A 12,003-nucleotide genomic window follows, 5' to 3' on the forward strand; every position below is an offset into this window, starting at 1 on the left:
GCCGTCCTGGCCGGTCTACGCTCCCACCAGCACGTTTTCACCACGCATCGCACAACGCGCCGCTGGCACGCCTCCCGAATCGTCAGGCCGGCACCACATAGACCTTTACGCACAGACCCTTTGAAGGGACGCATCACATGAGCGACTTCGAGACCGGCGACACCGGCGCGGACTACGGCCACTACGAGGCCGGCCAGGAGAGCGGCGAGCTGGACCAGCTGCACCAGGCGCAGGGCTCCGAGGCCGACGCCCAGTCGCAGTTCGGCGTCTACGAGGAGGACCACCACAGCGCCGAGTCGACGGACTTCGCGCAGGGCCACCACACCGAGTACGACGCGCCGGCGGCCGTGCACTACGAGTCGGACGACTACACGAACTACTCGCACGACGCGACCTCGGACGACCACGTCTTCGCGGCCGAGGGCAGCGAGTCCTCGCACCAGGCCCAGTTCAGCGAGCTCAACGCGCTGCAGGAGAAGTTCGAGGCCGCGTTCGCCGAGGGCACCGAGGTGCACCAGCAGGGCGTCGGGGGCGCGGGCACGGCCGAGCTCGGCGCCTCGGAGAACTGATCGTAACGGCATTTCACCGACCGTAATCACGGTCAATGCTCTTGAGCCGGTCGGCGCTACTATTGGCGCCGGCCGGTTCTTTTTGTGCGGCCGACCGATTACTCGCAGTGTTCTTTCGGAAGATCGATTAGGTGGCATGGTGTATGGTGCTATTAGAAAGCGGAGTGCGGCACCACCTTGGTCACCCGTGTCATCTTCCTCACCCCTGAGCCTCGATCAGGACCTCGGCGGCCTCGGTCCGGACATTGATCACGGCCCGCCCGGCGCGATGCGCCCGCACCAGCCCCGCCGCGCGCAGCACCGCGAGATGCTGCGACACCCCACCCGGCGTGAGCCCGGTCCGCCCCGCGAGATCGCTCGTGGAGGCCGGCACCGCGAGCTCGACGAGCAACCGCGCCCGGGCCCGCCCCACCAGCGCCCCCAACGCACTGCGGCCCCCGCCCCGCGACTCCCACAGCGCCCCGACCCCGCGCGGCGGATACGCCAGCTGAGCCCGCTCCCCGAAGACCGTGAGCACCGACGGCCAGACGAACACCGACGGCACGAGCACCAGATCCCCGCCGTCGCGCACATCCCCCGCCGTGCACCAGCGCTGCAACACCGACAACGTCCCGTCCGCGAACGACACGTTGGCGTGCAGGTCGTTGAGCAGCCCGCCCACCCCGTCGGCGGCGAGCGACCGGGCCCGCGCGTACACCTCCGCCTCCAGCAGCACCCGGATGCGCGCCCAGTCGGGGGCGATCGCCGCGGCGAAGTACTCCCGCAGCCGCCCCGCCAGCACCGCCGGATCGAGATCGCTGCCGGTCTGCGCCCGCACGACGCCGGCCGGGGTGGCCGCGAGCACCGCCAGCTCGTCGTCGAGCTCCGGAAACGGGCCCGGCGGCGTCGGGGTGAGGAAGTCCGGGATGTAGCCGGGCGCCGGCGGCACCAGGCCCGCGAGCCCCGGCAGGTCCAGGCCCCGTGCGTCCAGGCCGCGTGCGTCCAGGCCCCGCACCCGCGACACCCAGGGCAGATGGATCGCGTGCGCGCCCGGGTCGCGCAGCACACGCAGGCTCGCGATCGTCTCCCACAGCGGGGAGACCGCGAACCGGATCCGCGCGATCGCGGCGGCGGACAGACCGATCGACACCACGGGAACAATTTAGTGTGGACTGAAACGTTGGGGCGGCCCCGCGCGGCGGCGGAAGAATGGCGCGCATGACCAACCGCGCCGCTCGTTTCCGGGCCCTGCACACCGCCACCGACCCACTCGTGCTCGTCAACGCCTGGGACGCCGCGTCCGCCCGCGTCGTCGCCGCCGCCGGCGCCCCCGCGATCGCGACCACCTCCGCGGGCGTGGCCTGGACCCTCGGCGCCCCCGACGGCGACGCGCTCACCCGGGACCAGGCCCTCGAGCACCTTGCCCGCATCGTGCGCGCCGTCCCCGCCGACCTGCCCGTCACCGCCGACATCGAGTCCGGCTTCGGCGCCACGCCGGCCGAGGTCGCCGAGACGATCCGCGGCGTCATCGCGGCCGGGGCCGTCGGGGTGAACCTCGAGGACACCGCCCGCGACGGCGACGCGGCGGGCCTGCGCGACGTCGCCGGGCAGCAGGCGCGCATCGCCGCGGCCCGCGCCGCCGCCGAGGACGCGGGTGTGGAGCTCTACATCAACGCTCGCGTCGACACGTACTTTCGCGGGCTTCCCGACGAGACCGTCGGCCGGGCCGAGGCGTATCTCGCGGCCGGTGCCACCGGGATCTTCGTGCCCGGGGTCGCCGATGCGGACACGATCGCGGGGCTGGCCAAGGCGATTCCGGCGCCGTTGAACGTGCTTGCGCAGCCGGGGACGCCCTCGGTTGGGCAGCTTGCGGCGATCGGGGTCGCTCGGGTCAGCCTTGGGTCGTGGATTGCCGAGGCCGCGTATGCGTTGGCTCGGCGGGCGGCCCGGGAGGCGTACACGGCCGGCACGTACAGCTCGCTGGCGGACTCGTACGATTTTGGCGAGTTGAATTCTCTTATGTCCTGAAATTTTTGGATTTACGGTGATTTTAAGGGGCGTTGCTTCCGCTGGGCGTCGGGTGGTCTCCAGGAGCTGGGTGGGGGGGCCGCCCGGGCTCGTGGGCTGCGGAGACGGGTTACGAGCGGGTTGCACACGTCCGGCTCGTTTCGGAGTCGGCGAGGTTCGGGATCAGCCGCGCGGGCTTTGCATGGTTGCCGGGAGCCTGCGGGGTGGGGGCGTGCGGCGTTTCGGGACCGCCTGGGGCTCGCCGGGCTTGCTGCCGTTGGCCGAACACCAGGAGCAGTTCGCCGCGCTGAGTGCCGTCGGCGGAACATGGGTAGCAGGTCGCCGCGCTGGGTGCCGTTGGCCGGACACCAGGAGCAGCTCGCCGCGCTGAATGCCGTCGGCGGGACATGGGTAGCAGGTCGCCGCGCTGGGTGCCGTTGGCCGGACGTGAGGAGCGCGGCGTAAGTACGACGCGTGAATCGTCGCGGGTGAGTGCATTCCGTCCTTCCGGCCGGTGTCTCGCCGGGGCGGGCGCGGGCGACAATCCGGGTGTGACGCTGCCCGTGCCGTACAGCGGCGCCCCGCTCTACAACGGTCCCGACGTGCGTATCGGCGACGTGCGCGTCGACGGGGTGGCGATCTACACCCCCGTCGGTGTGTGGCCGATCCGGGGCAGCCGCTGGATGGTGGTCTCGCAGCCGATTCCGATCACGACTACGGCGGGCTGGGGTATCGGGCTGGCGGTGACGTGTGCGGTGCTGGCGCTGCTGCTGTCGATCTTCACCTGCGGGCTGAGCCTGTTCCTGCTGTTCGGGCTGCTGTTCCTGACCGCGAAGACGCACGCGATGTCGGGGCCGCTCGTGGTGTCGATCCAGTCGGGGCCGAACCATTATCTGGCGCAGGAGATCGTGTACTCACCGTTGCACACGGCGGAGGCAATCCAGCGGGTCAACTTCGCGCAGGCCCTCGCGGCCCAGTGACGGCCTGGTCGGTCGCTGCCGTAGGCATCGCATCCGGCGAGCAGGTGCGCCAAGCCCCGGGTCGGTCGCTGCCGTAGGCATCACACCCGGCCAGCAAGTGCGCCAGGCCCCGGATCAGTCGCTGCCGTAGGCGTCGTAGCCGGCGAGCAGGTGCGCCCGCGTGCCCGTCAAGTGCGGCTCGACGTCGCGGACCCGGGCCAGAGCCAGATCCGCCGGCGCCAGGCCCGACACGCGCAGCAGCAGGCCCGGCACCTCGTCCAGGATCGCCAGCCAGCCGCGGCCCAGGGAGTCGCCCAGCGGCTCGTCCGGCCAGCGGGAGAACTCGCGGGGCACGCCGTCGACGGGGATCGTCACGCGTTCCGGGGCCGGGGTCGAGGCCGCGCGCAGGGCGCGTTCCACGCTGCGGCGGTCCGTCCTCGCCGCGACAGTGGCGGCCATGCGCAGGTCGATCAGCTGGGGCATCGGCGGGCCGGCGGTGGTGATCACCTCGACCCACGGGCTGTCCGGGGCGGGGGCGGTGGCCGTCACGGTGGTGCCGGGCGCGTCCAGGCCCGCGCCGGCCAGGGCGGGGGCGGCGGTCGCGGTGAGGGGGGCCCCTTCCGGGCTGCCGTAGAGCAGGCCGGCGTGCATCAGGCGGTCGTCTTCCCAGCCCCACGCGCCCAGGCGGCACGGGCCCGGCCAGGTCGCCGGGCCGTAGAGCGGCAGCGTCGCGGCGTTCGCGCGGACCCGGCCGGCCTGCTGGTCGATCAGGGCTGTGAATTCGATCCGGTTGAGTCTCCCCCCGTATCGCATGGGTCCGATCGTGCCGCATGCATCACCCCATGCGGACGGCGTGGATCCCTCGGCGCCACCCCTGCCGTATGCAATTTGCGGTAAGGGGTCACGCGTCGACACGGACCGCACCGGGGTGTCTACGCGCAGTACCGGCCGGCGTTCACCATGCGGACGTCAATGTCCGCCATTCGGGAGGGCGGCCCGGGTGTCAGACGACCTCTTCGATCTTGGCGGTCGCCACGTCGAAGATGAAGCCGCGCACGTCCTCGCGGTGCGGGATCCAGGGGCACTCGCGAACCGTGCGGATCGAGTTGCGCATGGTGTCGTGCAGGTCGCTGAAGCCCGGCACGTTCCAGGTCGGGGTCACGCCCGTCTCGGCCAGTTCGGCGCGGAACGCCGGGTCGTCGAAGCCCTCCATGCCGCACTCGGTGTGGTGGATGATCACCACCTCGCGGGTGCCGAGCTTGCGCTGGCTGATCGCGAGGGAGCGCAGCACCTCCTCGGTCGGCAGGCCGCCGGCGTTGCGGATCAGGTGGGCATCGCCGATCTCCAGGCCGAGCGCGCCGAAGAGATCCAGGCGCGAGTCCATGCACGAGATCACGGTCAGGCGCAGCTTCGGGCGCAGCGGGCGGGGGCCCGGGAAGGTCTCGGCGTACCGGGCGTTCGCATGGATCAGGTGGTCGATCGCGGACATGAACCGAGTGAAGCAGATTCGTCATCCGAACGGCTGATGTGTTGGTCACACGAGGCCAAAGTCACCCGGGCCGGACGGCCGGGGCCCGACGAGCGCGGGGCCGCCGGGGCGGACCGTTAAGGTGCTCGGGTGACTGACTGGGACGTGGCGATCATCGGTGGCGGGCCGGCGGGACTGTCGGCCGCGTACGAGGCCGCCCGGCGAGGCGCGCGCACGCTCGTCCTGGAGAAGGCGACGCACCCGCGGTACAAGACCTGCGGCGGCGGGCTGATCGGCCATTCGGTGCAGGCGGTCGCCGATCGCATCACGATCCCGGCCGACGACCGCATCGAGCGGGCCGACTTCACCCACGACGGGCGGGCGGCGTTCACGCGCCGGTCGGGCCGGCGGCCGCTGCTGGCGATGGTCCGGCGGCCCGAGTTCGACGACGCGCTGCGGCGGGCCGCGGAAGGGGCGGGTGCGACGGTACGGCAGGCGACCCCGGTCCGCTCCGTCGAGCAGGACGAGGGCGGGGTGCGCATCCGGCTCGCCGGCGACGAGACGGTGACGGCGGCGGCCGCGATCGGGGCGGACGGGTCGTCGGGGGTGACGGCGCGGCATGTCGGCGTCGAGTACGGGCAGGTCGACCTCGGGCTGGAGGTGGAGCTGCCGATCGGCGCGGACCGGCAGGCGCAGTGGAAGGGGCGGCTGCTCATCGACTGGGGGCCGTTGCCCGGCTCCTACGCGTGGGTGTTCCCGAAGGGTGACCTGCTCACCGTCGGGGTGATCTCGGCGCGCGGGGACGGCGAGCGGACCAAGGCCTACCTGCGGGACTTCCTGGCGCGGCTGGGGCTCGACGGGATCGAGCCGGTGCACGACTCGGGGCATCTGACGCGGTGCCGTACCGAATCGTCGCCGCTGCGCCGGGGCAACGTGATCGTCGCCGGGGACGCCGCGGGGCTGCTCGAACCGTGGACGCGGGAGGGGATCAGCTTCGCCACCCGCTCGGGCGCGCTGGCCGGGGCGGCGGCGGCCGGGAAGGACCTGGCGAGGTACGAGCGCGACGTCACCGAGACGCTGGTGCCGACGATGCGGGCCGGCACCCGCCTGCTGGCCGTGTTCGCGCGCCATCCGCGGCTGTTCCACAACCTGCTGCGCACCCCGCCGGGCTGGCGCATGTTCGAGCGCTTCTGCCACGGGGAGACGTCCTTCGTGGGCACGGTCGAGCGTTTTCCTGTACGGCAGGCGCTGCGCCTGCTTGGCTGAGCCCCATGAGATTCCGCGCGACCCTCGAGCTGCACGGCCGGACGGCGACCGGCATCACGGTGCCCGCCGAGGTCGTGGAGGCGCTCGGCACCAGCAGGAAGCCGCCGGTGACGGTGACGATCAACGGGTACACGTACCGCAGCACGGTCGCCTCGATGCGTGGCGCGTTCCTGCTGCCGGTCTCGGCCGAGGTGCGGGCCGGGGCGGGGGTCGCGGCCGGCGACACGTTCGACGTGGACGTCGAGCCGGACGGCGCGCCGCGGACGGTGGAGGTGCCGGCCGACCTGGCCGCGGCGCTGGACGCGGAGCCGGGGGCGCGGGCGCGGTTCGACGCGTTGTCGTACAGCAACCAGAGCCGCCACGTGCTGTCCGTCGAGGGCGCGAAGACCGCCGAGACCCGGCAGCGCCGCGTGGCGAAGGCCGTCGCGGCGCTCCTCGACCGGGCTATTTGACCAGGCTTTTTGACCAGGCTTTTTGACCAGGCTATTTGACCAGGCTATTTGACCAGGCTATTTGACCAGGATGCCCAGCGCCTGGGCCAGGGCGGGCGCGAGCTCCATGAGCTGACGCTCGTCGACGGTCGCGCCCCGCAGCGCGTCGGCGCCGTCGGCGACGTCGATCTCGCGGGCGCCGCGGAAGTCCACCTTCTTGCACGTCACCTGGGAGAAGCGGGCGTTGCGCAGGGACGAGCCGGGGAACGTGACGTTCGTGAGGGCGGCCCCGGCGCAGTCGAGCTCGTTGAGCTCGCAGTCCTCGAAGACGACGTCGGCGAGCGTGGCCCCGCGCAGGTTCAGGGTGTCGATCTTGCAGCCGCGGAAGGTGACGCGGCGCAGCCGGGAGCTGTACGCCTGCACGCCGGCGAGCGCGCTGTCGAGCACGGCCACGTCGAGCCACTCGCTGTCGGCGACGCGCACCCCGACCCAGCGGTTGCGGCTCAGCCACACGTCGCTGAACCGTGCCCGTTCGAGGCCGACGGTGGTGAGGGTGGTGCCGGTGAACGCCGACTCGATGAACTTGGCGCTGGTCGCCTCGCCGCCGTCGAACGCGGCCCCGCCGAAGTGGACCTCGGTGTAGTCGCCGTCGGGGGCGAGGGGTTCGCCGTCGGGGTGGGGCCGCAGGTAGGCGGCGTACGGAAGCTCCCCCAGCGATTGCGCGACGGCCATGCGGGTCACCCTATCGGCCCGGTCGTCGAGCGGATCACGAGTTCGGGGGTGAACACGAGCTCCTGATGGCGGTGGCCGGCGGCGTCCTCGGACAGCAGCAGTTCGGCGGCGACCCGGCCGAGCTCGCGGATCGGGCGGGCGACCGTGGTCAGCGCGGGGCGCACGTGCGCGGCGAAGGGCAGGTCGTCGTAGCCGACCACGGACAGGTCACCGGGCACGCGCAGGCCGCGGGCCTCCAGGCCGCGGATGAGGGCGAGCGCGACGACGTCGTTGACGCAGACGGCGGCGGTCGGCGGGTCGGCCCGGTCGAGCAGGGCGCTGATCACGGCGTCGGTGCCCTCGGCGAACCCGGCGGGGGCCATGCGCAGCTCGACGAGGCCGGCGTCGCGGGAGGCCGCGGCGAGGCCGTCGCGGCGCTGGCGGACCGGTTCGATGTCGGGGCCGGCGGTCACGAACGCGATGCGGCGGTGGCCCAGGCCGATCAGGTGCTCGCCGGCGAGCCGGCCGCCGAGCTCGTGGTCGACGGCGACGGCGCACAGGCCGGTGCCGGCCTGGCGGGCGTCGAGCAGGACGACGGGGGTGCCGCGGGAGCTGACGGCGGTCAGGCGCTGCGGCTGCTCGCCGGTCGGGGTGATGATGACGCCGCGCGGGGACTGCTCCTCCAGCAGCCGCAGGGCCCGCAGCTCCTTGTCGGGGCGCAGGTCGGTGCTGCACGCCAGCAGCATGCAGCCGGCCTCGTCGAGGTGGTCCTCGATGCCGCGGTTGAGCTCGGCGTAGAAGGGGTGGCTCTGGTCGAGGGTGATCGAGCCGACGAGCCGGCTGGGCAGGCCGCGCAGCTGCCGGGCGGGGGCGCTGCGGACGAAGCCGACGGTGTCCATCGCCGCCTCGACCCGGGCGCGGGTCGCCTCGGCGACGACGCCGGGGTTGTTGAGGACGTTGGCGACGGTGCTGACGGAGACGCCGGCCGCGGCCGCGACGTCGCGCATTCCCCGGCGCCTGCGCGCGTCCTGGACCACGACGCGCACGATACCGGCATCGACCAAGTCCCCTGCGTCGATGCCAAGGCCCTGCGTCGATGCCGGCCGGGTCACGCGGCGGGCGGGCCGACCCCGCCGCCGGTGAGCAGCCGCGCGATCGGCAGGGTGGCGGCGCCGAGGGCGACGGCGTCGAGGCCGAGCCGGCCGAGCTCGATGCGGGTCTGGGCGAACGGCTGGCGCAGGGCGTGGCGGGCGGCCGAGGCGCGCACGCGCGGCAGGAGGTCCTCGAGGGCCAGCGCGGCCCAGCCGCCGAGGACGACGAGCTCCGGGTTGAACAGGTTGACGAGGTTGGCGACGCCGGCGCCGAGGTAGTCGGCGGTCTCGTCGAGGATCGCGCGGGCGTCGGGCTCGCCGGCGGCGGCCGCGGCGGCCAGGGCGGTGAGCCGGGACTCCTCGTCGCCGCCGGGGGCCGGGCGGCCGGAGCGCTCGCGGAAGCGGGCGAGGATCGCCGCGGCGCCGGCGTAGGCCTCGAGGCAGCCGGCGGAGCCGCAGCGGCAGGGGCGGCCGCCGTAGACGAGCGTGGTGTGGCCCCACTCCCCCGCGCTGCTGGACGCGCCGCGGTAGGTGGTGCCGCCGGTGACGACGGCCGCGCCGACGCCGGAGCCGAGGAGGGCGAAGACGGCGTGGCGGTGGCCGCGGCCGGCGCCGAACCACATCTCGGCCTGGCCGAGGGTCTTCGCGCCGTTCTCGAGGTGCAGCGGCACCCGGGTGCCGGCGCGCAGGAGCGCCTCCAGCGGTACGGCATCCCAGCCGAGCGTCTGCGCGTGCACGAGGGCACCCTCCGGCCGCTGCTGGACGATCCCGGAGACGCCGACCCCGGCGCCGAGCACCTCGCGGCCGGCCGCGACCGCGTCGAGCCCGGTGAGGATGTGCCCGGCCACGGCCTCCGGCGGCGTCCCGCCCGGCTCGATCGGGTGGTCGTGCTCGGCGAGCCGGCGCAGGCCGAGGTCGAACAGTTCGACGCGGACGCGGGTCTCGCCGACGTCGACGCCCGCGACGACGGCGAAGCCGGGGTCGACGCGCAGCATCATGCTGGGCCGGCCGCCGTCGGACTCCAGGGCGCCGGCCTCCTCGACGATCCCGTCGTCGATGAGGTCGCTCACGACGTTGCTGACCGCCGGCTGGCTCAGGCCGGTGCGGCGGGACAGGTCCTGGCGGGTGAGCGGGCCTTCCAGGAACAGCCGGGTCAGCAGGGCGGAGCGGTTACGCAGTCGTACCCCTCGATTGCTCGCCCGCTCGACCTGCACGCCAGCCCCCGTTGTCGTCGCCGCCCGCGCTGGCAACTCTAAGGGCAGAGACCTTGACGCACGATCTGAGCGCCATTTAAATGACGACATAAATTAAGTCTCGATAGATTGCGTCTCGATAGATAAGGGACACCGCCGCCACCCCTCCTGTCGAGAAGGGCCCGCCATGTCGCGCTGCGACGCGCCAATCCTCAGCCTCGCCGCCCTGACCCTCGTGACCGGGTCGGTCGCGGCGTGCGACGACCCCGCGGCCGACGCGAAGACCCTCGTCTACCAGGTGCCCGGGGCGAGCCGGTTCGAGACCCTCGCCGGCACGGCGATGGCGGAGCTGTTCGCCGACGCGGCGGCCGGCAGGCCGGTCACCACGGAGTCCATCAGGGCCAAGCTCCGCTCGGCCGAAGGCAAGATCTGACCTGAGGAGAACCGCCCCGTGCTGGATCTGTCCGCACTCCCGCCCGGCTTCATCTGGGGCGCCGCCACCGCCGCGTACCAGATCGAGGGCGCCGTCGCCGAGGACGGGCGCAAGCCGTCCATCTGGGACACCTTCTCGCACGCGCCGGGCAACGTCGACAACGGCGACACCGGCGACGTGGCGTGCGACCACTACCACCGCTGGCCCGAGGACGTGGCGCTCATGCGGCGGCTGGGCCTCGACGCGTACCGCTTCTCGGTCGCCTGGCCCCGGGTGCTGCCCGACGGCACCGGCGCCGTGAACGCGGCCGGCCTGGACTTCTACGACCGGCTCGTGGACGCGCTGCTGGCCGAGGGCATCCGGCCGTTCGTCACGATGTACCACTGGGACCTCCCCCAGGCCCTGCAGGACGCCGGCGGCTGGCCGAACCGGGACACGGCCCGGGCCTTCGCCGACTACGCCGCGATCGTGGCCGGGCGGCTCGGGGACCGCGTCGCCGACTGGAATACCGTCAACGAGCCGCTGTGCGTGTCCTGGATCGGGCACCTCGAGGGCCGCATGGCGCCCGGCGAGCGCGACCTCACCCGGGCCGTGCACACCTCGCACCACGTGCTGCTCGGCCACGGCCTCGTCGACCAGGCGATCCGGGCGAACGCGCGGCTCGCGCCGAACGTGGGCATCGTGCTCAACCTGAGCCCGATCGAGCCCGGCAGCGACCGGCCCGAGGACGTCGCCGCCGCCGTGCGCGCCGACGGGCACACCAACCGCTGGTGGCTCGATCCGGTGTTCGGCCGCGGCTACCCGGCCGACATGGTCGAGTGCTACGGCGTCGAGCCGCCGGTGCGCGACGGGGATCTCGGGATCATCGCGGCGCCGACCGAGTTCCTGGGGGTGAACTACTACTTCCGGCAGATCGTGGTCGACGACCCGGCCGGGGCGGCGCCGTTCGCGCGCCAGATCCCGGTGCCCGGGTCGGTCGAGACGGCGATGCCGTGGGAGGTGTACGCCAAGGGCCTGCAGGACATCCTGGTCCGCGTGGCCGGCACCTACCGGCCGGCGAGCATCCTCGTCACCGAGAACGGCTCGGCGTGGCCCGACACGGTGGAGCCCGGCGGCGAGATCCAGGACAAGGAGCGCACCGACTACCTGGAGGGGCACCTGGATGCCGTGCGGCAGGCGGTGCTGCGCGGGGCGCCGGTCGACGGGTACTTCGCGTGGTCGCTGCTGGACAACTTCGAGTGGGCGTACGGCTACGACAAGCGGTTCGGCCTGGTCCGCGTCGACTACGACACCCAGGCGCGCACGATCAAGGCGAGCGGGCACCGGTACGCGGAGCTGATCGCCGCGCACAAGCGCTCGCGCGAGGCCGTGATCTAGGCTCGGATTCGGGCGCCGCTGGGTATAGAGGACGAAGCAGCGCCCGAATCAGACGCCTTCGAGGGGATTTCGACATGACGCAGCAGACCGACAGCTGGGACCCGGATCCGGACGACGAGGGCCAGTTGTCCGCGGAGGACACGCTGTCCGACCGCGGGCTCGACGACTCCCTCGACGAGGGGTACTCGCCGCCGGAGAAGCCGCGTGGGGTGACCGCGTTCGGCGTCACCCAGGCCGAGGCCGAGCAGGGTGAGTCGCTCGACGAGCGGCTGCGCCAGGAGGAGCCGGACCCGTCCGCCCGCCCGGACCTCGACGACTACGGCCGCACCACCGAGTCCGGCGAGTTCTTCGACGGCGGCGAGGTCGGCGACCGGCGGGCCGGGCGGCTCGTCGCGCCCGACGAGGGCATCGGCGAGGACGAGGAGAAGGACGAGGTCGGCTCCGACGTGGGCATCGACGGCGGCGCGGCCTCGGCCGAGGAGGCCGCCATGCACATCGTGGACGACCGCGACCTCTGAC

General features: G+C 73.1%; 14 protein-coding genes. 8 read left to right on the forward strand and 6 right to left on the reverse strand.

What is annotated here, in order from left to right; translation table 11 throughout:
• Window positions 1-137 precede the first annotated feature (137 nt).
• Window positions 138-569 (forward strand): hypothetical protein, encoded by a 432-nt coding sequence (locus ACQP1P_RS38205; protein ID WP_433078735.1) that lies wholly within the window; start codon window positions 138-140, stop codon window positions 567-569.
• Between the two features lie 199 nt (window positions 570-768).
• Here the strand turns inward: ACQP1P_RS38205 and ACQP1P_RS38210 are convergent, their stop codons facing one another.
• The gene (locus ACQP1P_RS38210) at window positions 769-1,701 is read right to left on the reverse strand and encodes an ArsR family transcriptional regulator (RefSeq protein WP_433078737.1); all 933 of its coding nucleotides are present in this window, start codon (window positions 1,699-1,701) and stop codon (window positions 769-771) included.
• 65 nt (window positions 1,702-1,766) lie between these two features.
• Between ACQP1P_RS38210 and ACQP1P_RS38215 the strand changes: the two genes are divergently transcribed.
• The gene (locus tag ACQP1P_RS38215; RefSeq protein ID WP_433078739.1) at window positions 1,767-2,576 is read left to right on the forward strand and encodes an isocitrate lyase/PEP mutase family protein; all 810 of its coding nucleotides are present in this window, start codon (window positions 1,767-1,769) and stop codon (window positions 2,574-2,576) included.
• A 530-nt stretch (window positions 2,577-3,106) separates the two neighbouring features.
• Window positions 3,107-3,535, forward strand: a complete 429-nt coding sequence (locus ACQP1P_RS38220) for a hypothetical protein (RefSeq protein WP_433078741.1) — start codon at window positions 3,107-3,109, stop codon at window positions 3,533-3,535.
• 114 nt (window positions 3,536-3,649) lie between these two features.
• Here ACQP1P_RS38220 and ACQP1P_RS38225 read toward each other — a convergent pair whose 3' ends face one another.
• Complete coding sequence (locus ACQP1P_RS38225) at window positions 3,650-4,327, reverse strand: hypothetical protein (protein ID WP_433078743.1); 678 nt, start codon at window positions 4,325-4,327, stop codon at window positions 3,650-3,652.
• Window positions 4,328-4,517: 190 nt separating this feature from the next.
• Window positions 4,518-5,003, reverse strand: coding sequence for a beta-class carbonic anhydrase (locus ACQP1P_RS38230; protein ID WP_433078745.1), 486 nt, complete (start codon window positions 5,001-5,003; stop codon window positions 4,518-4,520).
• Between the two features lie 129 nt (window positions 5,004-5,132).
• Between ACQP1P_RS38230 and ACQP1P_RS38235 the strand changes: the two genes are divergently transcribed.
• Window positions 5,133-6,248, forward strand: a complete 1,116-nt coding sequence (locus ACQP1P_RS38235) for a geranylgeranyl reductase family protein (RefSeq protein WP_433078747.1) — start codon at window positions 5,133-5,135, stop codon at window positions 6,246-6,248.
• 5 nt (window positions 6,249-6,253) lie between these two features.
• Window positions 6,254-6,700 (forward strand): YdeI/OmpD-associated family protein, encoded by a 447-nt coding sequence (locus tag ACQP1P_RS38240; RefSeq protein WP_433078749.1) that lies wholly within the window; start codon window positions 6,254-6,256, stop codon window positions 6,698-6,700.
• 57 nt (window positions 6,701-6,757) lie between these two features.
• Here ACQP1P_RS38240 and ACQP1P_RS38245 read toward each other — a convergent pair whose 3' ends face one another.
• The 3 genes from ACQP1P_RS38245 to ACQP1P_RS38255 all read right to left on the reverse strand — a co-directional run bounded on the left by ACQP1P_RS38245 (window position 6,758) and on the right by ACQP1P_RS38255 (window position 9,695).
• Window positions 6,758-7,411, reverse strand: coding sequence for a pentapeptide repeat-containing protein (locus tag ACQP1P_RS38245; RefSeq protein WP_433078751.1), 654 nt, complete (start codon window positions 7,409-7,411; stop codon window positions 6,758-6,760).
• A gap of 5 nt (window positions 7,412-7,416) precedes the next feature.
• Window positions 7,417-8,427: a LacI family DNA-binding transcriptional regulator gene (locus tag ACQP1P_RS38250; RefSeq protein ID WP_433078753.1), complete on the reverse strand. Its 1,011-nt coding sequence runs from the start codon at window positions 8,425-8,427 to the stop codon at window positions 7,417-7,419.
• Between the two features lie 71 nt (window positions 8,428-8,498).
• Complete coding sequence (locus ACQP1P_RS38255; RefSeq protein WP_433078755.1) at window positions 8,499-9,695, reverse strand: ROK family protein; 1,197 nt, start codon at window positions 9,693-9,695, stop codon at window positions 8,499-8,501.
• A gap of 166 nt (window positions 9,696-9,861) precedes the next feature.
• On the opposite strand from ACQP1P_RS38255, the gene ACQP1P_RS38260 reads away from it, so the two are divergent.
• The 3 genes from ACQP1P_RS38260 to ACQP1P_RS38270 all read left to right on the forward strand — a co-directional run bounded on the left by ACQP1P_RS38260 (window position 9,862) and on the right by ACQP1P_RS38270 (window position 12,002).
• The gene (locus tag ACQP1P_RS38260) at window positions 9,862-10,107 is read left to right on the forward strand and encodes a hypothetical protein (protein WP_433078757.1); all 246 of its coding nucleotides are present in this window, start codon (window positions 9,862-9,864) and stop codon (window positions 10,105-10,107) included.
• Window positions 10,108-10,125: 18 nt separating this feature from the next.
• Window positions 10,126-11,484: a GH1 family beta-glucosidase gene (locus ACQP1P_RS38265; RefSeq protein WP_433078758.1), complete on the forward strand. Its 1,359-nt coding sequence runs from the start codon at window positions 10,126-10,128 to the stop codon at window positions 11,482-11,484.
• 74 nt (window positions 11,485-11,558) lie between these two features.
• Window positions 11,559-12,002: a DUF5709 domain-containing protein gene (locus ACQP1P_RS38270; RefSeq protein WP_433078760.1), complete on the forward strand. Its 444-nt coding sequence runs from the start codon at window positions 11,559-11,561 to the stop codon at window positions 12,000-12,002.
• Window position 12,003 lies beyond the last annotated feature (1 nt).

This window comes from Dactylosporangium sp. CA-052675 (assembly GCF_050947935.1).
Classification (GTDB): Bacteria; Actinomycetota; Actinomycetes; order Mycobacteriales; family Micromonosporaceae; genus Dactylosporangium.